Here is a 23,395-nt window from a genome sequence, read left to right as displayed (position 1 = left end):
CGGCTCAGGAGGGAGTCAGCACGGTCACCTCCAGAGGTTGATTCAACGGCATCACTTTGATCGTTCCACCATCGAGGGGCAGCTGGTCGAAATTCAGACTGCGTAAGCCGGGATTGTCGTAAGTCTGGATGTAATACACCAGGTTTTTCTGATCCGCTGCCACGGTCCATTCCGTGATCTCATAAGTGGTTGTGGATCCGGCACCGCCGAAAGACCCACCCGGTGGCAGCAGAATGCTCCCCGGTGGCAGGTCAAATTGGCCCAATAGCCTGAAGGCGGTGCCCACCTGTTGCCGGGTGCTGAGATTGGTTGGTGCAAAGCGGCTGAGCAGCAGGGCGCGAATGAAGCGGGAGGTGGAGAGGAAATCTCCGGGCAGGCCGTGCAGGCCACCACCGGTGCTGGTGGGTGGCAGCTTCAGGCCATTGATCGTCATCTCCGCCGGTGGCATGGCGCTCAAATTGGCGTAATTCCCTGCCGTCGCCAGGTGATAAGGAAAGGGTGGATCGTTGGTGTAGGTCCCCGTGGGGTTGTCCATCATGGTCAGCTCCCCTTGGATGTATTCCACGGACAGGCTCTTGCCGCTGCTGTCATGCAGCGTCATGTGGACAGGCATCGGTCCGCCGAAGGCCTTCACGGCGGCTCCATTCACCAGGATCTTCGGAAGTCCTTGCTTCACCTCCTCGATGGTGGCGAAGTTGGTCAGCACATAGGTGAGCAGTTGGGCGCTGTTGATCGATCGCTTCGTCTGCCCTGCCGGCACTGTCTGAAAATCCGCATAGCCAGCGAAATAGAGCAGGCCGCCCGCCAGGCCTTTCTCATTCATGCCATCGGGCACCACATCATCGACTCCCAGGGCATTCATGCCCACCACCGCGTAGCGACTGGTCCAGGCCAGGCCATTGCCGATGCCGCCGTTGGGCCCATTGCCGCGCAACGGCGTGCCCCTCTGAATCAGAATCGCCTCGCTGTTCAGCGGTTGGCCGAATTCCATCGTGCGGCCATACACATGGCCACCGTCATTGCCCTTCAAGGTGAAGCTGGTGCAGGCCTGGGTCGGCGCCCCCACCGCGCTTCCGAGCAGTCCCACCCCCGCCAGGGCTGTGGCCAGCGTTCTGAGCAGTCCGTTCATGCTGATCTCTGGATTGTGCGCTGCCTTACATCGTGGCTCAGGCCTGCACGATCGGCACATCACGCAGCCGGGTCGTGGCGGCCCGGCCCAGCCGTTCCCGCCGCATCGCCCAGCTCGGATCCAGGCCACAGGCGGCCCACTGCACGGTGCCGCGCCCGTAGCGTCGGTTGAGCCGATCGATCGTGGCCATCAGCGTCTCGCGCCGCTGTTGCTCGGCGGCGCTGCAGGGCACCAGCAGATGATGTTGCAGCTGGTCGGTGCTTTGCAGGTGCTGCATCAACACGCCGGCTTTGGCGAGCTGGCGGTGCGGCTGAAAGATCCGCTCCACCAGCGGTAAAGCGGCGTTGAGCAGGGCCTGGGTGTCGTTGCTGGGCAGGTCCAGACGGGTGCTGGCGGTGTTGCTGTAGAAATCGGGGACGAACGGACTGGTGCGGGTGTAGACGCTGAGGGCGGCGGCGCGCTGATGCTGCTGGCGTAATTTTTCGGCGGCGCGCACCACGTAGGTGGCCACCGCTTCGCGCAGCTCCTCCAGGCTGGTGATGGGTCGGCTGAAGCTGCGGCTCACACAGGTTTCCCGCTTCGGTGCGGGCGTCAGCTCCAGCGGCAGGCAGCTGTGACCCTGCAGCTCTCGCTGCAGCCGCATGCCCACCACCCCCGCTTTGGCCCGCAGGACGCCGCTGGGCATGTCGCGCAGTGCCCGGGCGTGGGTCACCCCCCGCGCCCGACACCAGTGGGCCAATTGGCGGCCGATTCCCCACACATCCTCGATCGCGATCGTTTCCAGCCAGTGGTCGGGGTCGCTGCACCGCGTCAGGTCGAACAGGCCGGCATGGGCCGGCACCACCTTGGCCAGGCGGTTGGCGAGTTTGGCCTGCCCCTTGCTGGCGCCCAGACCGATGGCGATCGGCAGCCCCAGGTCGCGCCGGGTGAGGGCGCGCAAGCGCCGGCCCCAGGGCAGCAGGTCGCCGCCGGCCGGCCGGCGTACGCAGGCGAAGGCCTCGTCGATCGAATAGATCTCGAGCTCCTCCACCTCCCGCTCCAACAGGCTCATCAGCCGCTGGCTCATGTCGGCGTAGAGGGCGTAGTTGGAGCTGCGCACCACCACGCCATGGCGTTCCAGGTCCCGTTTCGCCTTGAAGAATGGCGTGCCCATGGCGATGCCCATGGCCCGGGCTTCGGCGCTGCGGGCAACGATGCAGCCGTCGTTGTTGGAGAGCACCACCACCGGTCGGCCGATCAGGGAGGGATCGAGGCTCTGCTCGCAGGAGGCATAGAAATTGTTGGCATCAATCAGGGCCGTGGCGGCAGGCATGGCGCTGCGTTCTGAGGATTCAGAGCGGGTGAATCACATGGATCGCCACGCCCCAGATCTGCACATCACCGCAGCGGTGCAGCTCCAGTGGCGGATAGTCGGGATGGGCCGCTTCCAGACGCAGCTGGCCGCGATGGCGGGCCAGGCGTTTAAGGGTGAAGGCGCCATCGAGCACGGCCACCACCACCCGGCCGGGTCTGGGTTCGAGGCTGCGGTCCACCACCAGCAGGTCGCCGTCGTGGATGCCGGCGCCGAGCATCGACTCACCGCTCACCCGCAGGAAGAAGGTGCTGAGGGGATGGCGGATCAGCTGCTCATTGAGGTCGATCCCCACCTCCACGTAGTCGTCGGCGGGTGAGGGGAACCCCGCCGCGACACGTTCGCCCGCCAGAGGCAGCAGCAGGGGCTGGCGCTGGGCCCGCAGGGGCAGCGCGGCCTGAAGAGAGCAGCGATCGACCGCCACGGGAGACCATCCGACGCACTGCAATAGTACAGATGTTCTGAAGTGATGGCGTGGGTGATCGGTGAGGATGCGCCCACTGGCGCGTTTCCGATGGCTGAGGCTCCCTATCTCGTCGCTCTGGCCCTGATCGATCAGGAGGGGCGACGGGCGTTGCCTCTGGCCGGTCGTTCGCTCACGGCCGAGGCTGCTGCTTCAGAGAAGCCCGTGGACGTGGCCCATGCCCTGGCGCTGGAGCTGTTGCTGCGGGTGTGGCAGCGCAGTGATGACGGACCGCTCCGCCGCGCCTGCGGCGTGGACAGCCTGTTGCTGGTGGAGCTGCCGATGGAGCGGTTACCGGAGGATCTCCCGGCCCTGAAAGCCGCCTGGCTGAACACGGGGGATGCTTCGGCCTTCCAGGCCGGCCTTCGGGCCATGGCCGGGCGCGGCTGGACCCTGAGCGTCGACAAGTTCCAGCCGCTGACGTTGACGGAGTGGTGAGCGGGCTGACCGCGCAGTCTCGGCAAGCCAGGATGGTGCTCGCTGACCTGGTCAAGGCATCCTGAAGTTAGGAGGTGCAGCCATGACCACAACCCCTAGAGCTTCACCTGCAGCTTGGAGACCCCGCTCGATCGCGAAGCGATCTGCGCCTTGCTGGGCCGCGAGAACCATGTTCAACCGCTCCGCGATGCGCTGCCGATGTTCTACGAGGAAATCGCGGTATGAAGGCCGCACGTTAGTCACCCTAGAGCGAATGACTGGGTGGTTCATTTTGCTGAGGCTTCCAAGGCTGCGGCTACATCGCTCAGCCGAAGGAGCAACAGGCTCGGATCGCTGGGGGATGAGTCGAAGCCCATGTGGAGATAGAAGGTTCGCGCTGCTGCTGCCGCAGCGTGCACCACGATGCCCCGCACGCCGATCTGTTGACTGGTCAGGAGTACGCGCTCGAAGGCATCGGCCAGCAAGGCCCGTGCGATGCCCTGCCCCTGCACACTGCGGCAGACCGCCAGGCGAGCGAGAACGACCACTGGGATCGGGTCGGGCATGTTGCGGCGAAAGCTGCCAGGGCTTGCGGCAACCGCCACAGCACCTGAGGCCAGAGCGACGTAGGCCTTCACCGCGTGGTCGGCGTCACACACCACAACTGTGCGGGTCGCGCCGCTGCGCTGATTGGCCAGGGCGCGCTGCTGCAGCCACTGGTTGAGTGTGTGGTCACCGCAGTCGAACCCCTTCATGACGTGGTGATCGTCAAGAGGCTGCGGCGCTTGCAGCCCCATCAGGCCTTCCAGGGCCTGGATGCGGCCATCGTGCGCTGCAGCCGCTCATTCGGACCAGCAGGGGCATCGAGCTGGCGGCGGAAGGTCTCAAAGGCCTGGGGCTCCAAGACAGACCAGGTCTGCTCCACGAGAAGGTTCTGTGCTGCAGCCCGCGCCGCCTGCAGCACAAAGTCGGTTCGGGTGAGCCCCGAAGCCCGCACAGCTCGATCGATCAGGTCTTGATCCCCGGGTGACACCCGCAGGTTCCAGCTGAGGCGAGGAGTCGCAGCCATATCCAGCTAATCGATCACAACTGATCCTACCTAAGCAGGTAGACGTCGTCTATGCAGCGTTCAAGCTGCCCGGCGTCAACGACGTAGGCGGCCACCTACCTAATTGTCGTCAAACACGCTGGAGGGCAGACCCCGATGGCATCAACTGTGGTGCTGTTCTGCCGCAGCTGCTCTGATTGGGCTTCTGACCGCTCCAGCTGATCACACCAGCATCAATCGCCTTTTGCATCGGGCTGCTGATCTCTGAGTCCGCTTGCTTCACGGTCATGATCCGGGCGATCGGTTTGCGGTGTGAAGTCACTTCCACCACCTCACCGGCCTGCACCCGGCCGAGCCATTCGGAGAGGTGGGTCTTGAGGTCCCGCACCGCAACCTGGCTTGTGACTGCTTCTGCTATGCCTCGCTCCGCCGATGCGACCACAATAGGTCTGATTTCGGAGTTGATGCAGGTTTTGTCGAATCAAGGTCATTCATGATAACTCATATGGCGCCAAGGGCGGCAATGGTGAGAACAAAAGATTGGCCATCAATGCTGCAACTTTGTGGAGTGCATCTGAACGGCAGGATTTGCCAATTTGGTCGATCGGCCCATTAGCGGAATCAATCACTGATTAAGATGGCGCAATGGGTGATTCCTTTCAGGTTCAGAACGGCTGCTGCTGACGATGGAGCCTGCTCGATCAAGTGCCTACGACCGACTCGCCGAGTACATCAATCGGCGGATGCGCATGTCGTACATCTATCAGCCACTGATGCTGATGGAGCTGCTCGGAAGAAGCAGCCCTGCACCCGCAGAAGACATCGCCCGGCGGATCCTCGGCGAGGACAGCTCCCAGATCGAGTACTACACCGAACGTGTGAAACGGATGGTGGGGCGGGTGATGACCTCCAACGGCATCACGTCCCATGCCGGAGGCGTCTACAGCCTGATCGGCGTGGACGACCTCAGCGAGATCGAGCGGGATGCACTGCTGCAGCTCTGTCGGGAGAAGCTCGATGCCTTTCGTCTGAAGCGCGGCGACGAGGTTTTCGCCCATCGCTCACGCCATCGCACGGCCATCAGCGGATCGATCCGCTATCGGGTGTTCACCCGCGCGAAGGGCCGCTGTGAATGCTGCGGTGCCCATGAGCACCAGGCGGCGCTGGAGGTGGATCACATCATCCCGAAGAACCACGGTGGTTCCGATGACATCTCCAACTTCCAGGCGCTCTGCTTCCGTTGCAACGCCGGCAAGCGGGACAGCGACAGCACCGACTTCCGCGGGGTTCTGCAGAGCTACGGCCACAGGCAGGAGGGATGCCTCTTCTGTGAACTGCAGACTTCAGACCGGGTGCTTCTCAGGAACGAACTGGCGGTCTGCATCGCCGATGCCTACCCCGTCACCGAAGGCCACAGCCTGGTGATCCCCTGCCGGCATGTGGCGGATGGGATGGAGCTGCATCAGCCCGAGTGGAATGCCGTCACTGCACTCCTCAAGCAGCGGCGGCAGGATCTTGAGCTGGCGGATGCCTCCATCAGCGGTTTCAACATCGGCCTGAACAGTGGTGAGTCGGCGGGGCAGACGGTGATGCATGCCCACTGGCATCTGATCCCGAGGCGCAAGGGCGACATGCCTGACCCGCGGGGTGGTGTGAGGGGGGTGATTTCGCAGAGGCAGAGGTATTGATGTCAGATCAGCGTTCCATTAATCCAGTCCTCAATCCTGAAGCTCATCTGTACCCAGCTGCGAACTGCAGTCCCGACAATCAGATGCAGCCAGAATCCCTTTAGGTGTGTCCATCCAGCCCGTTACTTTCGTGATCATTTATCTCGCAACTCGGGAATGCTTCCTGAAGCACGTGCGGGAGCAGCGCATCGAGGAGGAGGTGCGGGATCGCTACATCGCGATGACAGGCCACAAAGTCGCCGCGAACGAGTTTCGATCCTGGAAGAACTCACTTCAGTGCGTTGGAAACGTATTGCAGTTCGAGGAGGTCCCATCCGAGCTGGGTGTGGCGATCGAATACCGCATCCACAACACAGCGAAGCGTATTGATCTGCTGCTCTCAGGCTGTGATGCTTCTGGCGCTCCAGCTGCGGTAATCGTGGAACTGAAGCAGTGGGAATCAGTGGAGCCCACTGAGCTGGATGGGGTGGTACGAACTTTCCTCGGAAAGGGTCCGCGCGAGACCATTCATCCTTCGTATCAGGCCATGAGCTACGGGCAGCTCCTACGGGGATTCAATACAGCGGTGGTTGAGCACAGGATTGCTCTGCAACCCTGCGCTTACCTACACAACTGCACGGATGGCAGTGGCATCACCGATGCCCGCTATCGCCCATACATCGATCAGGCACCGGTGTTCCTGCGACACGACAACGCAGCCATGGCGGCCTTCTTGCGGCGCTGTCTGGTAGTTGGCGATCGGGGCCACACAATCGAGCGGATCCGCGACGGAAAGCCAAAGCCGAGCCAACAGTTGGCCGACGCGGTGGAGCGGATGCTGAAGGGCAACGTCGAGTTCGTGCTGATCGACGACCAGAAGGTGGTGTACGAAAAGGCGCTAGCCCTGGCACGGCGGCTACAAAAAGGAAGGCACTGTGTGCTGCTCGTGCGGGGCGGGCCCGGAACAGGCAAATCGGTGTTGGCGGTGAACCTGCTGGCCCGGCTACTGGGCATGGGCCTGAATGCCCGTTACGTAAGCAAGAACGCGGCGCCACGGGCTGTGTACCGTGCCAAGCTCACCGGTTCTCTGCAGAAGGGAGAATACGACAACCTCTTCTGTGGCTCGGCCTGCTTCGTTGGCTGTCCGGAGGGCTTCTACGACGCCTTGATCGTGGATGAAAGCCATCGGCTGATGACCAAGACCATCTATGACAAGCAGGGCGAGAACCAGGTCAAGGAGATCATCCATGCCAGCAAGCTGGCGGTGTTTTTCCTCGATGAAGACCAGCGCGTCACTTTCGACGACATTGGGAGTACGGCCGAGATCGAAAAGTGGAGTCAGTTCCACGAGGCCGAGCTCCACCGCGACGTGCTGCCCTCGCAGTTCCGCTGCTGCGGCTCCGATGGCTACCTGGCCTGGCTCGATTCCACCCTGGGGATTCGGGCCACGGCCAACGAGCAGCTGGACCCCGCCGGCTACGACTTCAGGGTGTTTGACGATCCGGTGGAGCTGCACGAGGCGATCCGTCAGGCCAACCACGCCAACCAGGCACGGATGGTGGCGGGTTACTGCTGGAACTGGGCCTCGAAATACCACCCCAACGCCTGGGACATCACGATCGAGCCCTGGGGCTACAGGGCCCGCTGGAACCTGAGCAAAGACGGCAGCGTTTGGATCATGAAGCCAGGCACGGTGGAGGAGGTGGGCTGCATCCACACCTGCCAGGGCCTGGAGCTGGAAACGATCGGTGTGATCATCGGGCCAGATCTGGCTTACCGGGATGGCCAGGTGGTGACGGTTCCTACGGCGCGTGCGCGCACGGATCAGTCGCTGAAGGGATACAAAGTGGGCCTGAAGCGTGACCCCCAGGCGATCCGGTTAAAGGCAGACGCGATCATCCGCAACACATACCGAACGTTGATGAGCCGGGGAACAAAGGCCTGCTGGGTGTTTGCGTGTGACACTGAGCTAGGTGCGTGGCTCAAGCAGATCTCAGAGAAGACCACTGATCCCTGATGCATGAGCAAACGTTCCCTCCCGGCCTCTACGACCACCCCCTCAGTGCAACGATTGACCAGCTCCTTGCCGGCCAGCAGGAATCCTTCCACTACCTCCAACCCCTGGATCCCGCCGAAGCGCCCCAGCGCCTGGCCCGGTACTTGCGCCAGCTGAGTGAGATAGCTCTGGCCTCATTACCTGAGGCCCAGCGGCAACAGCAGCAACTGGCCCTGGTAAACCAGATCGTTGGGTTACTCCAGCAGCACAGCTCTGCCATCGGCTCGGGAGATCTCCTGCACCCAAGCGCTCGCTTGCTGCAGGAACTGCGAGTTACGCCGTTACTGCCAAACGAGGCCCCCTTGGTCCGGCCCCTCATCCCCCTGGCCGATGGCACCCTGCTGATCAATGCCCCCAGCGAGCCCAGTGTGGGGCTGGCCTTGCAGGCAGAAGTGCCCTCTGCCGACCGCATCGATCTGCTTTGCGCCTTCATCAAGTGGAGTGGCCTGCGGTTGCTGCAGCCGGTGCTCGCCCAGTACCTGGGGACCGGACGATCCCTACGGGTGCTCACGACCACCTATCTCGGCGCTACCGATCGCAAAGCACTCGACTGGCTTGTGGAGCATGGCGCCGACGTGCGGGTCAGTACCGACACTCGCCGCACCCGGCTCCATGCCAAGGCTTGGCACTTTCATCGTGCGAGTGGAACCAGCACGGCCTACATCGGCTCCTCAAACCTCTCCTCTGCAGCCCTACTCGACGGGCTGGAGTGGAACGTGCGCCTGGCTGCCCTGGAGACGCCGGCCATGGTGGCCAAGTTTCAGTCCACCTTTGACGCCTACTGGGAGGAGGGCGAATTCGAGTCCTATGCCGCAACGCCAGATCAACAGGCTCGTATCGATCACCAGCTCGCTGTGGCCCGGGGCGTGGATGAAGTCAGGGAAGATTCGGCGCTGGCGTGGTTCAACCTGCGGCCCTACGCCTACCAGCGCGAGATGCTCGAAGCCCTGGCGGCCGAGCGCACGGTCCATGACCGCTGGCACAACCTGGTTGTCGCTGCCACGGGTACTGGCAAGACGGTGCTGGCCGCGTTCGACGTGGCCCGCCTGCACAGCGATTTCCCTGAGCGGTTCCCCGCAGCCGATCCGCCGCCGCTGCTGTTGATCGCTCACCGCAAGGAAATCCTGCAGCAGGCCCTGGCCACATTCCGCCAGGTGTTGCGCGACCCGGCCTTCGGTGAGCTCTATGTGGATGGCGAACTGCCGCGCCAGTGGCGGCATGTGTTTGCCTCTGTCCAGTCTCTCGCCCAGCGCGATCTGGCCGAGATCCCTGCTGATCGCTTCGCCGTGGTGATCGTGGATGAGTTCCACCACGCGGCTGCCTTGAGCTATCGCCGCTGGCTCGACCACTTGCGCCCCCAGCTGCTGCTTGGCCTCACCGCTACCCCCGAGCGCGCCGACGGGCTCGACGTCCTCCGTTGGTTTGGCGGTCGTATCGCTGCGGAGCTGCGTCTCTGGACCGCCCTCGATCAGGGCTTGCTCGCGCCTTTCCATTACTTCGCCGTCGCTGACGCCACGGACCTCTCCTCCCTGGAGTGGCGCCGGGGTGGTTATGTGCCCGCTGAGCTCAGCACCCTCTACACCGGCGACCATCGTCGCGTCGCGCTGATCCTCAGCGAACTGGAGAAGGCGGTCGCTGAGCCTCGGCGGATGCGCGCTCTGGGCTTCTGCGTGAGTGTGGAGCATGCCCGCTTCATGGCTGAGCGCTTCCGTGCCGTTGGCCTCCAGGCCGAGGCCCTCGACGCCTCCACCCCCAGCGACGAGCGCCGAGAGGCCTTGCGCCGCCTGCACGCTGGTGAGCTGCAGATCCTCTTTGCGGTGGATCTGTTCAACGAGGGACTCGACATCCCCTCGATCGACACCGTGCTGCTGCTGCGCCCCACTGAGAGTGCCGTGGTGTTCCTGCAGCAGCTCGGTCGTGGTTTGCGTCTTTCGCCAGAAACCGGCAAGAGTTGTCTCACGGTGCTCGACTTCATCGGCCAGCAGCACCGCCGCTTCCGGTTCGACCTGCGCTATCGCGCCTTGCTTGGCTGCAGCCGGCGCCAACTGCAGCAGCAGCTGGTTCAGGACTTTCCATTCCTCCCCCCGGGCTGCCGGTTGGTCCTGGATCGCGTGGCAAGTGAGCGGGTGCTGGCCAATCTGCGCCAGTGCCTACCCAGCCGACGCCCTCAGATCCTCGAGGAGCTCCGCGCCCTTGCGGCTGAGGGAAAGATCACGGCCGCCAGCGGTCTCGCCGATTGGCTCGAGGCGCTCGCGATGGATCCGGTCGACTTCTACGGGATCCGCGGCGTCTCATTCACCGCCCTGCGCCGTGAGCTGGGCTGGCTGTGCGATGGGCCCCATCCGGAGGAAGAACGCCTCAGCCGCTCCATCGGTACCGGCCTGCTGCATGGCGACGATCCTGATCGTCTGCTCACCCTCGCCGCCGCCCTTTCTGAACCTGCCCCGCCGGATCCGCTCACCATGGGAGAACGCGAGCGCCGTGAGTGGTTGATGCTCACGGCTCAGCTGTTCGGTACAGGCCGCCAGTGGCGTCCGCTTCCCGACGCTCTGGCTGTGCTCTGGCAAGCCGCCGCCTGGCGCGACGAACTGCGCCAGCTGCTTGTCTTCCTTGCCGCCAGGGCCGATCACCGCCTGCACCCACTTCCTTGGGCGCTACCAGTGCCGCTTCGCGTGCATGGTCACTACAGCCGTGCCGAAATCGAAGCGGCTTTTGGCGTCCTCAGTGATGACGCACCGTGGATTCACCGTGAAGGCGTGCTCTGGCATGAACCCAGCCGGTGTGACCTGCTGTTCGTGACCCTCAAAAAGAGCGAGGCCCTTTTCTCCCCGTCCACCCGTTACCGCGACCTGGCCCTCGGCCCACGCCTTTTCCACTGGGAAAGTCAAAGCACCACCACGGCTTCCTCTCCGACAGGCCAGCGATACGTGAGTGGTGGTTCACGGGTGTTGCTCTTTGCGCGGGAGCAACGAAAACAGGGCCTTATCACCGAGCCTTTTGCGTGTCTGGGCTTTGCCGTCTACGAGAGTCACGAGGGTGAGCGCCCGATGGCAATTCGCTGGCGGTTGGAGCGAGAGATCCCGGCGGCGTGGTTGCCGATGATGAGTGTGGCGATTTGAGCGGAGCAGGCTGGTCTGAAGACCTTTTGCTCCTGCTCAAGCGACTGCAATGCCGCTAATCTCGTCGTTGTAAAGCGTGGCCTGGTGGATGAACTCCACCCATTGTGCAAACGCTGCACTGGCGGCGGCGTAGTCGGCGTTCGTTTGTTTGCCGAGGAGCCAGGGATTGCTGTGGCCTTCTTGTTCCAGCGCCTGCCACCAGGCCCTGGGGGCCCTGATCAGCTGCCTGAGAATCTGGCGCACCTCTTCCTCCATCGAATGGCCGTCCTCGGCGGCGCGACGCCGAAGCCGATCGCGCACGGCTTCGTCGAGGTTGCGGATCGTGAGGGTGGCCATGGGTCAGCCCTTCCCCTTGTCGAGCTGGTTGAGCAGCTGGCTGCAGTGCTCGATCAGAACCGGCAGATCTGTTTGGATCGCACCCCAACCACTGGATCACTGACTTTCAAATACTCGTGGGTGTGGGCTTCCCCCGATTTCGTGGACAGGTCTCAGGGGTTCACAGGTGAGAATGTACGAGCAGTGATGAACTGCTGTTCGTAGTCGATTGGACTGAGGTAATCGATCGTTGAGTGACGACGCTCGCGGTTGTAGTAGCCCTCGATCCAGAAGGCCAGATCCCGTTGCAGCTGCTCGGGCTCCAAATGCCGCTGGCCGAGGGCTCGGTTGAGGGCCTCAATCACCAGGGTCGCATCCATCCGCGGAGCGAGCGTCCAGCCGACGACGCGGCGACTGAACAGATCGATCCACACCGCCAGATACCGCCAGCCCGCCGTGGTGCGGATATAGGTGATGTCGCCCGCCCAGCAGCGAAGTCCTGCTGCAGCAAGTTCTCCGCGACTCCAGATGCGCCGCCAGGCGTAGAAGCCACTGCGGGCCACCCCAAGCTGGCGGCACAGCCAGGAGACCGAGTGCTGAGCGGCCAGCTGGTCGATCAGGCGAAACCTCTCGGCGGCAGCTGCTCTTTCGCAAAGTGCGCTGCCGCCAGCCTGAAAAAATCCTTCTCCCTCCTGAGCTCACGGTTTTCCTTGCGGAGCCGGTTGAGTTCAGCGCGCTCCTCGCTGGTGAGCAGGCCCTGATCACGGGGTCCGGCCTGACCGCGGTCGATGCGGGCCTGACGCACCCAGCGGGCCAGGCTGCTGGAGGGAAGCCCAAGCCGCTCAGCGACGGCATTGCAGGAGAGGCCCTCCTGCAGGCAGAGCTCCACGGCCTCGGCTTTCTGCTGCGTCGTGAACCACAGTCTGGTGGTCAGGACGTGACCCTTACCGACTTGTCCTCAAAACCGGGGGACCCCCACTGGTAGTGCCATGGGTCAAGGCTTGCGCAGCGTGAGTAGAGAAGTGACCGGTTCGGCGATGAAGGTCTTGATGGCCGTGGTGTGAGCGAGCAGGATGCGCAGGATCTCCGCTGTGCTGGTGTTACCCACCACCAGCCAGATCACCTTCGGCGGCGCACCGCGCAGCAGGCTCATGCCGCGAAAGTCATCGTCTTTGGTGACGATCGCGTAGCCGCCTTCGGCTGCAAAGGCCCAGATCCGCTCATCGCTTTGGCCCCTTAACTGAACATCCCGCACATGCACGCTGCCTGGAAACAACTCCGAGAGCGCCGCAGCGAGCCGAGGGCTCAGATTCTCATCCAGCAGAAAACGGCCCCTCATTGTTTCGTTCAGGCCACGGTGACTTCGCTGAGCCGCTTTTCACGATCGGCGGCGTAGCGCAACACGGCCTGGATGTGCTCTGGTCGCAGATCGGGGAAGTCCGCCAGGATCTCCTCTTGGCTCATGCCACTGGCGAGGTACTCGAGTACATCTGAGACGCTGATTCGTGTGCCAGCCACGCAGGCTTTGCCGCTACGCACGCCTGGTGTGCAGGTGATCAGGGAAGTGGATGAGCTCATGGTGAGGTGGTTTCGGATGGGCAGTGTTGGAACGCTATTGAGGTCTCTGACGCAACGGGTGCTCAACTGCTGTCGCGGTGCAGCACGGCCACCAACTTCAAGTAGGGGGCGGGTTCGATCGTCATCACCTCTTGCATGAACCGTTCGTGGTCGTCAAAGCGGCGATCGATCCGGCTCTGGTCGGCGATGCGTTGTTTCTCTTTGACCTGCTGAGGGCGCTGGCTGCTCTCGTAAGCCAGCTGCAGTTGTTCTTGCTGTCGACCCCGCAGCTGCCTGAGTCGCTCCCGTTGGGCTTCCAGTTCGGGTTTCATCCGAGCACTCCAGGCCTCCTGCTTCTGCACCAGATAGCGGTGCGCGGCATCCACCGCCACCTGGCGCTGTTGTTTCAGCGATTCCGGGATTGGTGCACCGGGATTGGCATAGGCCTTGCGGCCAAGCTGCAGCCGTTCGGCCACCGTTTCAAAGGGCTCCACCGCCATCACCCTGAGTCCACTGCCGGCGAAGCGCACCGCCACCCATTCCTGCACCACAGGCATGCCTTTCTGGTTGGGAATTGTTCCCTGCAGCACCATCACCGCCTCACCAGGATCCAGCCCTTCTGAGAGGTGGAGTACCGGGGCGCAATGGCGGGGGAAGGTGATCTGGCCGCGATCGGCGAGCCAATCCACCACTGGATACAGATCCCAGAGGAATTCCAGCTCGGGGCGGGCATCGTAAGCGGCGGTAGATCCGTGATCACGGTGCGCCAGACCCTGGCGAGATTCACCTCCAGGTTGCGGATCACGCCGTCCTGGATCAGCCGCGAAGTCAGGAAAGCCTGCTCCCCTGGAGCGGTGTACTCGGCGATGCGCTCCAGGCAGTCGCGAATGCTTTCGAGATAGAGGCGGTCCTTGTTCACAGGGCCAGGGCTTGCTCCAGGATCTGAGTGCGAATCAGGGGATGCAGGGTCTCTGCTTCCGTTACGTCCACGGAGCAGCCCAGGAGGTCTTCCAGGTCCTGACGCAGGCTGATCAGGCCCAGCAGGGACTGCTCCTCAGGCAGGTCGACCAGCAAGTCGAGATCGCTGGCGGGGTGTTCCCGGCCCGTGGCGATGGATCCATAGATCCTGAGGTTGGAGGCGCCATGGCTGGTGGCCACCGCCAACACCTGTGGTTTCAGGGCGTCCAGCCGCTGGCGGATCGTGGTGGCAGCTGCGTTGCTCATAGCGCCAGTCCAATCTGCTCAGCAGCAGCCTCGGCATGGCTGATCCCGACCGCAGCCTGTTCCAGAGCGGTGTCGATCCGCAGGAGCAGCCTGCACCCGGACCTCCTGGCCCCTCTTGCGCGGCTGATCCAGTCGGCGGCGGAGCGCGCCCAGGTGTGGGTGATCGCCCATGCTCCGGAGTTGATCGAGGTGCTGGCGGTGCAGGCGCACTGTCGCCACGTGCAGTTGCAGCGTGCGCTGGAAGCAACACACGTGCAAGGCCAGACAACCCTGGAACGAGGCGCCTGGCGCTGGCCGGGCTGATCAGCAACAGGGATCCCCCCCTGCATGGGACCCATGCCACGGGTCTCAAGCCCGGTGATACGGGCTCCCCTGCAGAATGGCCTGGGCTCGGTAGAGCTGCTCGAGCAGCAGCAGCCGGGCCAGTTCATGGGGGAAGGTCATCGGTGAGAGGCTCAGCTGCCAGTGGGCATCTGCTTTGAGCCCATCGCTGAGTCCATCGGCGCCGCCGATCACGAAGGCCAGGCGTTCATTGCCGAACTGCTGCAGCCGCTTGGCGAAGGGAACCGAAGCGAGATTCTCCCCCTGCTCCATCAGCATCACCGGCCGCTCATCGGAGCGCAACGCCGCTCGGATCGCCGCCGCTTCCTTGTCTTGGCTGCTGTCCTTGAGTTCCAGCACCTGGAGCCCAGGCAGCCGTTTGAGGTAGAGCTCCACCCCCTCCTGCACCCAGCCTTTGCGCACCTTGCCGACGGCGATGATCCGGCAGCGGGAGGGATTCAATCCTCCGCCTCGTCTTCCAGCAGCAGCTGCCCGAAGGCCACATAAAGGCTTTCCTCTTCGCTGCCCGGCGCCACAGAGGGCCGCTGGGGGCGGGTGGTCTTGCCTTTGATCGGCCGTTGACCGGTCGTCGGGGCCGGCAAGGGGGAGCTGGTGGCCGCTGTGGCCGGCCGGCGTTCCGCCTGGCTGCGCTGTTCCGCCTCCTTCAGGCGCTGCATCAGATGCTCGGGCACCGTGCCATCGGGGCTCACCTGCATCAGCTCTCGGAACAGCTGCTCCGGGTTCTGCTCCGTTTCCACCTTGTGGCGCCGTTCACTGGCCTTCGGCGTTGACGCTGGTTTCGCCTCAGGCGTCGGCAGGGCCTGGGGCAGGGTCCGCCCCAGTTCCTTCAGGCGTTCGAGGCTGCGGGGATCGAAGCTCATCAGCAGCCGAGGGTGTCGCGGGTGTTGCGGCCGGTCACCGGATTGGTGCCCTCAGCAACCGCGCAGAGTGTTTTGAGCACATCGCCGCGCAGGGGCACGTTCGTGAAGTCAGCGCCACTGATCGTCACGTTGATGAAGCGGGTGTTGAACGCGAAGGCGTCTTCCAGAACCGCATTGCTGAGGTTGGTGCCATCCAGCACGGCGGAATCGAGGGTGGCGTCGCGCAGGTTGGTGTTGCTCAGATCGGCATCCTGCAACTTGGCGCCGAACAGGCTGGCCCCCTGCAGATCACTGCCGGAGAGATCGGCTTCGCGCAGGTTGGTGAGGTTGAAGGTGACGCCTTGCATCTCCCGTCCGGAGAAGTCGGCGCCGATCAGCACCTGCTTGGCGTAGTCCATGGCGGCCTGGGCGACTGGCGCTGCCATCACCAGGGTGCAAACGGAGAGCAGCAGGGCAAGGGCTGCTGCAGCGGGACGGAACGACATCTCTCGCAAGACCACGATCGCAAGACCACAGGGGAACCCTAAGAGCGGAGTCTGGGTGAAGAGCATGGAACCACGGAACCGCGGCCGGACCCTGGATGGTCGCTGGGCGGAGCAGCGGGCCCTGCGCTTATTGCAGGGTCAGGGTTGGCGTTGCCTGGCCCAGCGTTGGCGCTGCCGCTACGGCGAGATCGATCTGCTCATGGTCAAGGGGCGCTCCTGCCGCATGCGTCTGCTTGCCGTGGAGGTGAAGGCACGGCGGCGCCTCGGTCCTGATGCCGGCGGACTGGCCGCCTTTCATCACCGCAAACGACTGCGGCTGGCCCGGGCTCTGGCCTGCTGGCAGGCGGACCATCCCTGGATGGCCACGGCTGGGCTGGAGGTGGTGCTGGCACTGGTGCCCCTGGCGCCGAGCACACGGCCGGTGCGCTGGGTCATGGTGGAGAGACTGATCTGATCGATCCCGTGTCTTTGGTTGCTGTGCCCCAGCTGCTGATGATCCTTCTGGCGTCTTGGCTGGCGGTGTGGCTGGGATCCCGACTGATCGAGCGGGTGGTGGGGCGTCTGGTGCGCAAACGCCCGACGCAGGATCGGGCGGCCTTCTTCGGCGAGACCGACTTCGAGATGGCCACCAAGTTGATGCTCGACCGGCGTGCTCAGCACGTGTCGGCCCTGGGCAACCTCTTCAAGAGCCTGTGGCGATTGCTGGTGGCCTTCATGGCGCTGCTCTGGATGCTCGATTCCCTCGGGGTGAATCTGGTGCCCCTGCTGGCTGGCGCGGGCATCGTGGCCGGCGTGGTGGGTTTCGGTGCCCAATCCCTGGTGGCCGACATCATCGCCGGCACCCTGATCATCTTTCAGGATCAGCTCGGGATCGGTGATTCGGTGAAAATCGGAGAGGTGTTGGGGCAGGTGCGGGAGGTGAATCTCTACAACATCCGCATCCGTGATTACTGGGGGGTGGTCTGGTACATCCGCAACAGCCAGGTCACGTTTCTGGCCAATCAGTCGAAAGGTTGGACCTGGTCTCTGGTGCGACTGCCGGTTCCCTACGACGCTGATCTGCGCCAGGTGGAGGCGATCATCAACGCCACCGGCAAGTCGTTGGGGCAGGACCCGCAATACAAAGAGGTTTTTCTCGACAATCCCTATTTCTCCAATGTGGAGGAATTGCGTGCCAATGCGGTGGTGGTGCGCGTCAACACCAAAATCCATGGCAATGAAAATCAGTGGTGGGCCACCCGGATTGTGCAGCAGGCGATGAAAGAGGCGCTGGATCAGAACGGCATCCGGATTCCCTTCGAGGCGATTGAGGTGGAGACGCGCACACCGATTGAATTGAGTGGTGCGCTGCGTCGTCCCTGAAACCATGTCGAGCCCGACGCCATGACGTTCTCCGGTCACACCGCGCGCAAACGCTTCGGCCAACACTGGCTCCGGGATGACCAGGTGCTGGAGCGGATCCTGCAGGCCGCCGATCTGCAGGCGGGTGACCGGGTGCTGGAGGTGGGGCCCGGCCGCGGCGCCCTCACCGAGCGTCTCCTGGCCTCACCGGTCGCGTCGGTGCATGCCGTTGAGCTCGATCGCGACCTGGTGGTCGGGCTGCGTCAGCGCTTCGCGGCCGAGCCCCGCTTCTCCCTGCAGGAGGGGGATGTGCTGGCCGTTGCCCTGGAGGGCCCGGGCGGTTGCCGTGCCACCAAGGTGGTCGCCAATATCCCCTACAACATCACAGGTCCTTTGCTGGAGCGCCTGGTCGGACGGCTGGACCGGCCGGTGGATCCGCCCTATCAGTCGCTGGTGCTGCTCGTGCAGAAGGAGGTGGCCGAGCGGATCCGTGCCCGCCCCGGGCAGAGCAGTTTCAGTGCGTTGAGCGTGCGCATGCAGTTGCTGGCGTACTGCAGCAGCGTCTGCCCTGTGCCGCCGCGCTGTTTTCAGCCGCCGCCGAAGGTGCAGTCGGAAGTGGTGCGACTCGACCCTTTGCCTGCGGACCAGCGCTTGCCGGTCGAGCTGGCCCGTGACGTTGAGCGCTTGCTGCGCATGGCGTTTCTGGCTCGCCGCAAGATGCTGCGCAACACCCTGGCTCCTCTCGCGGCGCCGGATCAGTTGCAGGCCCTGGCGGGTGCGGCGGGGATCGATCTTCAGCAACGGCCTCAGGAGATCGCACCGGCGGCCTGGGTGGCGCTGGCCAGGGGCTTGAATCAGGCCGATCCCGCCGCATCGATGCCATGACGGCCACGGTTCGCGTCAGCGCTCCCGCCAAGATCAATCTCCATCTGGAGGTGCTCGGGTTGCGACCCGACGGTTTTCATGAACTGGCGATGGTGATGCAGAGCATCGACCTGGCCGATGAACTGCTCTGCGAGAACACCGCCGATGCCTCACTCCAGCTCAGCTGCGATCGGCCTGAGCTCAGTTGCGGTGCCGACAACCTGATCCTTCGCGCCGCTGAGCTGCTGCGACAACGCTCAGGCTTTGCCGAGCTGGGGGCACGCCTTCATCTGCGCAAGCGGATTCCCATCGGTGCGGGCTTGGCCGGTGGTTCCAGTGATGGAGCGGCCACCCTCGTGGCCCTGAACACGCTCTGGGGACTGGGGCACTCGCAGGCCGATCTGGAGCGGATGGCTGCCGAGCTGGGCTCCGACATGCCCTTTTGCGTGTCGGGAGGTACCCAGCTGTGCTTCGGTCGAGGCGAACGCCTCGAGCCCTTGCCCGCTGCGGCTGAGGCGTCCGAGCCTTTGGGGATTGTGCTGGTGAAAGATCCCGGCGTCAGCGTGTCAACGCCATGGGCCTACGGCGAATGCCGTCGCCTGCGTGGTGCCTCCTACCTCGAAGGAGAAGCGGCGTTTGAGCAACGGCGCTCCGCCCTGCGGCAGGCTTCCTGGTTGCCGTTGGCCCAGGCCGCTTCGCCACCGCCACCGCCACTGCGCAATGACCTCCAGGATGTGGTGGCGCCGCAGACGCCGGCAGTGCAAACAGCCCTCAAGCTGTTGCAGGCGCTTCCTGGCCAGCTGCGGGTGGCGATGAGCGGGTCGGGGCCGAGTTGCTTCGCCCTGTTTCCGGGGCGACCCCAGGCCGACGGGGCCCTGGAGCAGGGGATGCCGCAGTTTCAGGCCGCCGGGCTGGAGGCCTGGAGTTGTTCCTTTCTCGGCCATGGGGCCAAGCTGTTGGCATGAGTGACACCAACAGCACCCCCCCGGTCGACGCGCGGCGCAAAGGGCCGCTCAGTTTTCTCTCCGGATCCCTCACGAGCCTGCTGCTGGCCTGGCTCAGCCTTGGTCTGAGCAAGCGCATGGTGCTCTATTTCGCGGAGCATCCACCCCACTACAGCTCGGCGATTGCCCAGAGCATTGCTTCGGCGCTCAAGACCCTGCTGACCGGCATGTGTTTTGTCGCCACCTTCAGCTTTGCCTTCATCGGCCTCGGCCTGGCGCTGGTGTTTCTTCGCAGTCTTTTCACAGGCCGGCCCGCCGACCCTGCCTAGGGTCCAACCAATGCGATGCACTCAGGGGAGTGGCTGCCATGACGCTGCATGACCTCGGTCAACTGGTGCTGCTGCTCTCACCAGGATTGCTCCTGTCGGTGCTGCTGCTCACCACCTTTGCCGCCGGCGGTTGAGCCTGACCGGACTGAGATAGCTTGGCCGCTGACGCCGGCCTGGCCGGACCGACAGCAACGCCGTGGCAGGGACGCTCCTTTTCAATGCACTCCGTGAAGCCATCGACGAGGAGATGGCCCGTGATCCCCATGTCTGCGTGATGGGTGAGGACGTCGGTCATTACGGCGGTTCCTACAAGGTCACCAAGGATCTCTACGAGAAGTACGGCGAGTTGCGGGTGCTGGACACCCCGATCGCGGAAAACAGCTTCACCGGCATGGCAGTGGGTGCGGCGATGACGGGGCTGCGCCCGATCGTGGAGGGCATGAACATGGGGTTCCTGCTCCTGGCCTTCAACCAGATCTCCAACAACATGGGGATGCTCCGTTACACCAGTGGCGGCAACTTCACCATTCCCACCGTGGTGCGTGGTCCCGGTGGGGTGGGCCGGCAGTTGGGTGCCGAGCACAGCCAACGGCTCGAGGCCTATTTCCATGCGGTGCCCGGCATCAAGATCGTGGCTTGCAGCACGCCCACGAATGCCAAGGGCCTGATGAAGGCCGCCATTCGCGACAACAACCCGGTGTTGTTCTTCGAGCATGTGTTGCTGTACAACCTCAGCGAAGAACTGCCGGCCGGCGAGTACACCTGTGCGCTCGATCAGGCCGATTTGGTGCAGGAGGGATCGGATATCACGATCCTCACCTATTCCCGCATGCGTCATCACTGCCTGAAAGCCGTGGAGCAACTTGAGGCCGATGGCATCAGCGCCGAACTGATCGATCTGATCAGCCTCAAGCCATTCGATATGGACACGATCGCCCGATCGATCCGCAAGACCCACCGCGTGATCGTGGTGGAGGAGTGCATGAAAACCGGTGGGATCGGCGCCGAGCTGATCGCTCTGATCACGGAGCACTGTTTCGACGACCTGGATGCCCGGCCCCTGCGGTTGTCCAGCCAGGACATCCCCACGCCCTACAACGGCACCCTGGAGAATCTCACCATCATCCAGCCCCATCAGATCGTTGAGGCGGCGATGCAGATCGTGCGCAAGGGGCTCTGATTCATGGCCCGACAGCAGGGCTGGTTTGCCCTCATCCTCGCCTTGGCGATCGCCGCCGCTTCGGTGCTCGCCAGCTTCCCGCTTCAGCTGGGCCTCGATCTGCGTGGCGGCAGTCAGCTCACCCTTGAAGTGCAGCCGGGAGGCTCGATTCAAACCGTGAAGCCGGAGCAGCTCGAGGCGGTGAAGGCCGTGCTCGATCGCCGCGTCAATGGCCTGGGTGTGGCGGAATCCACGCTCCAGACCGTGGGTGATGACCAGTTGGTTCTGCAGCTTCCAGGCGAAACCGACCCGTCCCGCGCCGCCAAGGTGCTGGGCAGCACAGCCCTGCTCGAATTCCGCGCCCAGAAGCCCGGCACTGAGGAGGAGATGCGCGGTCTGCTGCGACTGCGCAACCAGGTGCGTCAGATCCTCGCTCTGCGGGAGGCTCGCAGCCGTGATGGCAGTGCGGAGTCGTCCGCAGGCGATGCCGAAACGGCCCTGGATCAGGAGCAGCTGGCCAAGGCTCAGCAGGCGCTGGGATTGAGCGGCAGCGCCGGCAGTGAACAGGAGCAGCTGGAGCAGTTGCAGGCCAAGGTCAACGAGGAGATCGTCGCCCGTTTTGAACCGGCCGCGCTCACCGGCAAGGATCTGGTCACCGCCGGGCGCCAGCAGCAGCCCAATGCCACCGGTTGGGAGGTCACGCTCACCTTCAATCGAGAAGGGGGAGAAGCGTTTGCCAACCTCACCCGTTCGATTGCTGGCAGCGGTCGCCTGCTGGGGATCGTGCTCGATGGTCAGCCGATCAGCGAAGCGAGCGTGGGGGAGCAGTTCAAGGCGGCGGGCATCACGGGGGGTGCCGCCAGCATCACGGGCAATTTCAGCGCCGAGGAAGCCCGCGATCTTGAGGTGCAACTCCGGGGCGGTTCCCTTCCCCTGCCGGTGACAATCCTCGAGGTGCGCACCATCGGCCCCACCCTGGGGGCGGAAAACGTGCAGCGCAGCCTGATTGCCGCCCTCTCCGGTCTGGCGCTCGTGGCCCTGTTCATGCTGCTCGTCTATCGCCTCGCCGGCCTGGTGGCTGTTCTCGCGCTCAGCCTCTATGCCCTCTTCAACCTGGCGGTGTATGCCCTCATTCCGGTCACGCTCACCCTGCCGGGCATCGCCGGATTCATCCTCAGCATCGGCATGGCGGTCGACGCCAATGTGTTGATCTTCGAGCGCATCAAAGACGAATTGCGGCGCGGCACCACCTTGATTCGCTCGATTGAAACCGGCTTCTCCGAAGCGCTCTCCTCGATCGTGGATGGTCACCTCACCACCCTGATCAGCTGTGCCGCCCTGTTTTTCCTCGGCACCGGTTTGGTGAAGGGCTTCGCGGCAACGCTGGGCATCGGCGTGCTGCTCAGTCTGTTCACGGCCCTCACCTGCACGCGAACGCTGCTGCGCTTCCTGATGGGGTATCAGGCGCTCCGCCGTCCCACCAACTTCCTGCCGGCCCGGCAGCTCCCCTCGACTCCCGCCTGAGCCATGGTCGTTTTTCCTCTCAGTCGTCTTCGTCGCCGCGTCTGGTGGGTGTCGTTGCTGGTGCTGCTGATCAGCCTCCTCGGTCTGCTGCTCTGCTGGACCAATCCCTCGATTCAGGCGCCGCTCCGCCCCGGCCTCGACTTCACGGGCGGCACCCAGATTCAACTGGAACGCGCCTGTGGCGCCACCTGCTCCGACTTGCGGGTCTCCGAGGTGCAGGCCAGCCTCGCCAAGCTCTCCCTACCTGAGCAGGACGGCACCGCGGCTCCCGATCTCGCCTCGGCGCGGCTGCAGTTGCTCGATCGCGGCCAGTCGCTGGTGTTGAGGTTGCCCACGCTCACGGCCGCCCAGGGGCAGGCGCTGATTCAGGCACTCCAGCCTGTGGCTGGACCGTTTCAAGCCGGTGGCGAAGCGGTCGATACGATCGGCCCGACCCTCGGCAGTCAGCTGCTGCGCAGCAGCCTGATCTCCCTGGCGGTGGCCTTCATCGGGATTTCGGCCTACATCAGCGTGCGCTACGACCGCCGCTATGCCTTCCTCGCCCTGGTGGCCCTGGCCCACGATGTGGTGATCGTGTGTGGCCTGTTCGCCTGGCTGGGTCTGTTGATCTCCCTGGAGGTTGACAGCCTGTTCGCCGTGGCCCTGCTCACGATTGCGGGCTATTCGGTGAATGACACCGTGGTGGTGTTCGATCGGATTCGCGAGCGGCAGCGGTTCGATGAGGCGCTCTCCCTGCCGGAGCAGGTCGACATTGCGGTGAATGCCACCCTCACCCGCACGCTTTATACGAGTGGCACCACCCTGTTGCCTCTCCTGGCATTGATCCTTTTCGGTGGCGCCACGCTCTACTGGTTTGCCATCGCCCTGGCGGTGGGGGTGGTGGTGGGCAGTTGGTCAAGCATTGCCCTGGCGCCCTCCCTGCTCATGCTCTGGTCCCAGCAGCGTCGTGGTGCCTGATCCGCTCGCGTCGCGGCGGCGCCAGCGTGTCGTTGGCCCGGCCCCGGGCGGACAGCGCTGGTTCCCGCTGCTGCTCCTGTTGCTGGCCCTGCTCGACCTGCGCACGGAGCTTCTCCTCCTTCGTGATCACGTCACGATCACGGCGCTCTCCTACGCGATTCGTCATCATGCGCTCGCCATCACGGTGCTCTGTGCCATGCCTTCGTTGTGGCGGCGTTATGGACCCTCAGGTCAGGAGTGATCC

Annotated in this window: 31 protein-coding genes; 14 read left to right on the top strand and 17 right to left on the bottom strand. The window is 63.9% G+C overall.

Going from position 1 to position 23,395, the window contains the following annotated elements; all coding sequences use genetic code 11:
• Positions 1 to 4: 4 nt before the first annotated feature.
• Genes SynRS9909_RS08095 through SynRS9909_RS08085 form a run of 3 tightly spaced genes read right to left on the bottom strand, consistent with a single transcriptional unit; the run spans position 5 to position 2,904 of the window.
• Positions 5 to 1,129 (bottom strand): choloylglycine hydrolase family protein, encoded by a 1,125-nt coding sequence (locus SynRS9909_RS08095; RefSeq protein ID WP_007102262.1) that lies wholly within the window; start codon positions 1,127 to 1,129, stop codon positions 5 to 7.
• Positions 1,130 to 1,166: 37 nt separating this feature from the next.
• Positions 1,167 to 2,441 (bottom strand): Y-family DNA polymerase, encoded by a 1,275-nt coding sequence (locus SynRS9909_RS08090; protein WP_007102263.1) that lies wholly within the window; start codon positions 2,439 to 2,441, stop codon positions 1,167 to 1,169.
• A 19-nt stretch (positions 2,442 to 2,460) separates the two neighbouring features.
• On the bottom strand, positions 2,461 to 2,904 hold the full coding sequence (locus tag SynRS9909_RS08085; protein ID WP_007102264.1) for a LexA family transcriptional regulator: 444 nt from the start codon (positions 2,902 to 2,904) through the stop codon (positions 2,461 to 2,463).
• A 90-nt stretch (positions 2,905 to 2,994) separates the two neighbouring features.
• On the opposite strand from SynRS9909_RS08085, the gene SynRS9909_RS08080 reads away from it, so the two are divergent.
• Positions 2,995 to 3,381 (top strand): hypothetical protein, encoded by a 387-nt coding sequence (locus tag SynRS9909_RS08080; protein ID WP_038001960.1) that lies wholly within the window; start codon positions 2,995 to 2,997, stop codon positions 3,379 to 3,381.
• Positions 3,382 to 3,647: 266 nt separating this feature from the next.
• On the opposite strand, the gene SynRS9909_RS08075 is transcribed toward SynRS9909_RS08080, so the two are convergent.
• The 3 genes from SynRS9909_RS08075 to SynRS9909_RS08065 all read right to left on the bottom strand — a co-directional run bounded on the left by SynRS9909_RS08075 (position 3,648) and on the right by SynRS9909_RS08065 (position 4,796).
• Complete coding sequence (locus SynRS9909_RS08075; RefSeq protein ID WP_038001288.1) at positions 3,648 to 4,157, bottom strand: GNAT family N-acetyltransferase; 510 nt, start codon at positions 4,155 to 4,157, stop codon at positions 3,648 to 3,650.
• Positions 4,157 to 4,429 (bottom strand): DUF1778 domain-containing protein, encoded by a 273-nt coding sequence (locus SynRS9909_RS08070; RefSeq protein WP_007102268.1) that lies wholly within the window; start codon positions 4,427 to 4,429, stop codon positions 4,157 to 4,159. The genes SynRS9909_RS08075 and SynRS9909_RS08070 overlap by 1 nt, the downstream gene beginning before the upstream one ends.
• Before the next feature lie 109 nt (positions 4,430 to 4,538).
• The gene (locus SynRS9909_RS08065; protein ID WP_007102269.1) at positions 4,539 to 4,796 is read right to left on the bottom strand and encodes a type II toxin-antitoxin system Phd/YefM family antitoxin; all 258 of its coding nucleotides are present in this window, start codon (positions 4,794 to 4,796) and stop codon (positions 4,539 to 4,541) included.
• 298 nt (positions 4,797 to 5,094) lie between these two features.
• Here SynRS9909_RS08065 and SynRS9909_RS14010 point away from each other — a divergent pair, with 298 nt between their 5' ends.
• From SynRS9909_RS14010 to SynRS9909_RS08050, 3 genes are all read left to right on the top strand, one after another.
• A complete protein-coding gene (locus SynRS9909_RS14010; RefSeq protein ID WP_038001290.1) occupies positions 5,095 to 6,096 on the top strand; it encodes an HIT domain-containing protein in 1,002 nt (333 codons plus the stop codon).
• 130 nt (positions 6,097 to 6,226) lie between these two features.
• The gene (locus SynRS9909_RS08055) at positions 6,227 to 8,092 is read left to right on the top strand and encodes a DUF2075 domain-containing protein (RefSeq protein ID WP_007102271.1); all 1,866 of its coding nucleotides are present in this window, start codon (positions 6,227 to 6,229) and stop codon (positions 8,090 to 8,092) included.
• Positions 8,092 to 11,250 (top strand): DUF3427 domain-containing protein, encoded by a 3,159-nt coding sequence (locus tag SynRS9909_RS08050; RefSeq protein WP_007102272.1) that lies wholly within the window; start codon positions 8,092 to 8,094, stop codon positions 11,248 to 11,250. The genes SynRS9909_RS08055 and SynRS9909_RS08050 overlap by 1 nt, the downstream gene beginning before the upstream one ends.
• Positions 11,251 to 11,286: 36 nt before the next feature.
• On the opposite strand, the gene SynRS9909_RS13830 is transcribed toward SynRS9909_RS08050, so the two are convergent.
• From SynRS9909_RS13830 to SynRS9909_RS08010, 8 genes are all read right to left on the bottom strand, one after another.
• Positions 11,287 to 11,586 carry a hypothetical protein gene (locus SynRS9909_RS13830; RefSeq protein ID WP_007102273.1) on the bottom strand — a complete coding sequence of 100 codons (300 nt, stop codon included), beginning with the start codon at positions 11,584 to 11,586 and terminating at the stop codon, positions 11,287 to 11,289.
• Between the two features lie 152 nt (positions 11,587 to 11,738).
• Positions 11,739 to 12,128 carry a DDE-type integrase/transposase/recombinase gene (locus SynRS9909_RS08040; protein ID WP_007102274.1) on the bottom strand — a complete coding sequence of 130 codons (390 nt, stop codon included), beginning with the start codon at positions 12,126 to 12,128 and terminating at the stop codon, positions 11,739 to 11,741.
• A 53-nt stretch (positions 12,129 to 12,181) separates the two neighbouring features.
• Entirely contained in the window at positions 12,182 to 12,454 is a 273-nt protein-coding gene (locus SynRS9909_RS08035; protein ID WP_007102275.1) for a transposase, read from the bottom strand.
• Between the two features lie 105 nt (positions 12,455 to 12,559).
• Positions 12,560 to 12,904: a DUF5615 family PIN-like protein gene (locus tag SynRS9909_RS08030; RefSeq protein WP_007102276.1), complete on the bottom strand. Its 345-nt coding sequence runs from the start codon at positions 12,902 to 12,904 to the stop codon at positions 12,560 to 12,562.
• Positions 12,905 to 12,912: 8 nt separating this feature from the next.
• Positions 12,913 to 13,143: a DUF433 domain-containing protein gene (locus SynRS9909_RS08025; RefSeq protein WP_007102277.1), complete on the bottom strand. Its 231-nt coding sequence runs from the start codon at positions 13,141 to 13,143 to the stop codon at positions 12,913 to 12,915.
• 62 nt (positions 13,144 to 13,205) lie between these two features.
• On the bottom strand, positions 13,206 to 13,715 hold the full coding sequence (locus SynRS9909_RS08020; RefSeq protein WP_007102278.1) for a hypothetical protein: 510 nt from the start codon (positions 13,713 to 13,715) through the stop codon (positions 13,206 to 13,208).
• Entirely contained in the window at positions 13,715 to 14,041 is a 327-nt protein-coding gene (locus SynRS9909_RS14005) for a DUF86 domain-containing protein (RefSeq protein WP_007102279.1), read from the bottom strand. Before SynRS9909_RS14005 ends, SynRS9909_RS08020 begins: the two co-directional genes overlap by 1 nt.
• A complete protein-coding gene (locus SynRS9909_RS08010; protein WP_007102280.1) occupies positions 14,038 to 14,346 on the bottom strand; it encodes a nucleotidyltransferase family protein in 309 nt (102 codons plus the stop codon). The genes SynRS9909_RS14005 and SynRS9909_RS08010 overlap by 4 nt, the downstream gene beginning before the upstream one ends.
• 69 nt (positions 14,347 to 14,415) lie before the next feature.
• Between SynRS9909_RS08010 and SynRS9909_RS08005 the strand changes: the two genes are divergently transcribed.
• Entirely contained in the window at positions 14,416 to 14,649 is a 234-nt protein-coding gene (locus SynRS9909_RS08005; protein WP_007102281.1) for a hypothetical protein, read from the top strand.
• A gap of 45 nt (positions 14,650 to 14,694) precedes the next feature.
• Here SynRS9909_RS08005 and SynRS9909_RS08000 read toward each other — a convergent pair whose 3' ends face one another.
• From SynRS9909_RS08000 to SynRS9909_RS07990, 3 genes are read right to left on the bottom strand one after another with little or no spacing between them, the layout of a single operon-like run.
• Positions 14,695 to 15,129 carry a 23S rRNA (pseudouridine(1915)-N(3))-methyltransferase RlmH gene (locus tag SynRS9909_RS08000; protein ID WP_007102282.1) on the bottom strand — a complete coding sequence of 145 codons (435 nt, stop codon included), beginning with the start codon at positions 15,127 to 15,129 and terminating at the stop codon, positions 14,695 to 14,697.
• Entirely contained in the window at positions 15,126 to 15,548 is a 423-nt protein-coding gene (locus tag SynRS9909_RS07995; protein ID WP_007102283.1) for a hypothetical protein, read from the bottom strand. The genes SynRS9909_RS08000 and SynRS9909_RS07995 overlap by 4 nt, the downstream gene beginning before the upstream one ends.
• The gene (locus SynRS9909_RS07990; protein ID WP_038001297.1) at positions 15,548 to 16,033 is read right to left on the bottom strand and encodes a pentapeptide repeat-containing protein; all 486 of its coding nucleotides are present in this window, start codon (positions 16,031 to 16,033) and stop codon (positions 15,548 to 15,550) included. The genes SynRS9909_RS07995 and SynRS9909_RS07990 overlap by 1 nt, the downstream gene beginning before the upstream one ends.
• A 64-nt stretch (positions 16,034 to 16,097) precedes the next feature.
• Between SynRS9909_RS07990 and SynRS9909_RS07985 the strand changes: the two genes are divergently transcribed.
• The 9 genes from SynRS9909_RS07985 (at position 16,098) to SynRS9909_RS07945 (ending at position 23,392) form a co-directional block, all read left to right on the top strand.
• Positions 16,098 to 16,487, top strand: a complete 390-nt coding sequence (locus tag SynRS9909_RS07985) for a YraN family protein (protein WP_007102285.1) — start codon at positions 16,098 to 16,100, stop codon at positions 16,485 to 16,487.
• A gap of 8 nt (positions 16,488 to 16,495) precedes the next feature.
• The gene (locus SynRS9909_RS07980) at positions 16,496 to 17,395 is read left to right on the top strand and encodes a mechanosensitive ion channel family protein (protein ID WP_162858328.1); all 900 of its coding nucleotides are present in this window, start codon (positions 16,496 to 16,498) and stop codon (positions 17,393 to 17,395) included.
• A gap of 21 nt (positions 17,396 to 17,416) precedes the next feature.
• Positions 17,417 to 18,259: a 16S rRNA (adenine(1518)-N(6)/adenine(1519)-N(6))-dimethyltransferase RsmA gene (rsmA, locus tag SynRS9909_RS07975; RefSeq protein ID WP_007102287.1), complete on the top strand. Its 843-nt coding sequence runs from the start codon at positions 17,417 to 17,419 to the stop codon at positions 18,257 to 18,259.
• Positions 18,256 to 19,203: a 4-(cytidine 5'-diphospho)-2-C-methyl-D-erythritol kinase gene (gene ispE, locus SynRS9909_RS07970; protein ID WP_007102288.1), complete on the top strand. Its 948-nt coding sequence runs from the start codon at positions 18,256 to 18,258 to the stop codon at positions 19,201 to 19,203. Before rsmA ends, ispE begins: the two co-directional genes overlap by 4 nt.
• Complete coding sequence (locus tag SynRS9909_RS07965) at positions 19,200 to 19,511, top strand: DUF3082 domain-containing protein (protein WP_007102289.1); 312 nt, start codon at positions 19,200 to 19,202, stop codon at positions 19,509 to 19,511. The genes ispE and SynRS9909_RS07965 overlap by 4 nt, the downstream gene beginning before the upstream one ends.
• Positions 19,512 to 19,707: 196 nt before the next feature.
• Positions 19,708 to 20,691 (top strand): pyruvate dehydrogenase complex E1 component subunit beta, encoded by a 984-nt coding sequence (locus tag SynRS9909_RS07960; RefSeq protein WP_007102291.1) that lies wholly within the window; start codon positions 19,708 to 19,710, stop codon positions 20,689 to 20,691.
• A 3-nt stretch (positions 20,692 to 20,694) separates the two neighbouring features.
• Complete coding sequence (gene secD / locus SynRS9909_RS07955; protein ID WP_007102292.1) at positions 20,695 to 22,194, top strand: protein translocase subunit SecD; 1,500 nt, start codon at positions 20,695 to 20,697, stop codon at positions 22,192 to 22,194.
• A 3-nt stretch (positions 22,195 to 22,197) separates the two neighbouring features.
• A complete protein-coding gene (gene secF / locus SynRS9909_RS07950) occupies positions 22,198 to 23,151 on the top strand; it encodes a protein translocase subunit SecF (protein ID WP_038001299.1) in 954 nt (317 codons plus the stop codon).
• A complete protein-coding gene (locus SynRS9909_RS07945) occupies positions 23,141 to 23,392 on the top strand; it encodes a hypothetical protein (RefSeq protein ID WP_007102294.1) in 252 nt (83 codons plus the stop codon). Before secF ends, SynRS9909_RS07945 begins: the two co-directional genes overlap by 11 nt.
• Positions 23,393 to 23,395 lie beyond the last annotated feature (3 nt).

The sequence above is a fragment of the Synechococcus sp. RS9909 genome (genome assembly GCF_014279595.1).
In the GTDB taxonomy this organism is placed as follows: Bacteria; Cyanobacteriota; Cyanobacteriia; order PCC-6307; family Cyanobiaceae; genus Synechococcus_C.
Note: the sequence above shows the minus strand (reverse complement) of the source record. Positions and strands in the feature narration are given on the sequence as shown.

Excerpts from the sequence above, each read along its gene's own strand:
- SynRS9909_RS08095 (WP_007102262.1), bottom strand. The coding sequence starts at position 1,129 with ATGAACGGACTGCTCAGAACGCTGGCCACAGCCCTGGCGGGGGTGGGA.
- SynRS9909_RS08090 (WP_007102263.1), bottom strand. The coding sequence starts at position 2,441 with ATGCCTGCCGCCACGGCCCTGATTGATGCCAACAATTTCTATGCCTCC.
- SynRS9909_RS08080 (WP_038001960.1), top strand. The coding sequence starts at position 2,995 with ATGGCTGAGGCTCCCTATCTCGTCGCTCTGGCCCTGATCGATCAGGAG.
- SynRS9909_RS08075 (WP_038001288.1), bottom strand. The coding sequence starts at position 4,157 with ATGGGGCTGCAAGCGCCGCAGCCTCTTGACGATCACCACGTCATGAAG.
- SynRS9909_RS08070 (WP_007102268.1), bottom strand. The coding sequence starts at position 4,429 with ATGGCTGCGACTCCTCGCCTCAGCTGGAACCTGCGGGTGTCACCCGGG.
- SynRS9909_RS14010 (WP_038001290.1), top strand. The coding sequence starts at position 5,095 with ATGGAGCCTGCTCGATCAAGTGCCTACGACCGACTCGCCGAGTACATC.
- SynRS9909_RS08050 (WP_007102272.1), top strand. The coding sequence starts at position 8,092 with ATGCATGAGCAAACGTTCCCTCCCGGCCTCTACGACCACCCCCTCAGT.
- SynRS9909_RS13830 (WP_007102273.1), bottom strand. The coding sequence starts at position 11,586 with ATGGCCACCCTCACGATCCGCAACCTCGACGAAGCCGTGCGCGATCGG.
- SynRS9909_RS08030 (WP_007102276.1), bottom strand. The coding sequence starts at position 12,904 with ATGAGGGGCCGTTTTCTGCTGGATGAGAATCTGAGCCCTCGGCTCGCT.
- SynRS9909_RS08025 (WP_007102277.1), bottom strand. The coding sequence starts at position 13,143 with ATGAGCTCATCCACTTCCCTGATCACCTGCACACCAGGCGTGCGTAGC.
- SynRS9909_RS08020 (WP_007102278.1), bottom strand. The coding sequence starts at position 13,715 with ATGGTGCTGCAGGGAACAATTCCCAACCAGAAAGGCATGCCTGTGGTG.
- SynRS9909_RS08010 (WP_007102280.1), bottom strand. The coding sequence starts at position 14,346 with ATGAGCAACGCAGCTGCCACCACGATCCGCCAGCGGCTGGACGCCCTG.
- SynRS9909_RS07995 (WP_007102283.1), bottom strand. The coding sequence starts at position 15,548 with ATGAGCTTCGATCCCCGCAGCCTCGAACGCCTGAAGGAACTGGGGCGG.
- SynRS9909_RS07990 (WP_038001297.1), bottom strand. The coding sequence starts at position 16,033 with ATGTCGTTCCGTCCCGCTGCAGCAGCCCTTGCCCTGCTGCTCTCCGTT.
- SynRS9909_RS07985 (WP_007102285.1), top strand. The coding sequence starts at position 16,098 with ATGGAACCACGGAACCGCGGCCGGACCCTGGATGGTCGCTGGGCGGAG.
- rsmA (WP_007102287.1), top strand. The coding sequence starts at position 17,417 with ATGACGTTCTCCGGTCACACCGCGCGCAAACGCTTCGGCCAACACTGG.
- ispE (WP_007102288.1), top strand. The coding sequence starts at position 18,256 with ATGACGGCCACGGTTCGCGTCAGCGCTCCCGCCAAGATCAATCTCCAT.
- SynRS9909_RS07965 (WP_007102289.1), top strand. The coding sequence starts at position 19,200 with ATGAGTGACACCAACAGCACCCCCCCGGTCGACGCGCGGCGCAAAGGG.
- secD (WP_007102292.1), top strand. The coding sequence starts at position 20,695 with ATGGCCCGACAGCAGGGCTGGTTTGCCCTCATCCTCGCCTTGGCGATC.
- secF (WP_038001299.1), top strand. The coding sequence starts at position 22,198 with ATGGTCGTTTTTCCTCTCAGTCGTCTTCGTCGCCGCGTCTGGTGGGTG.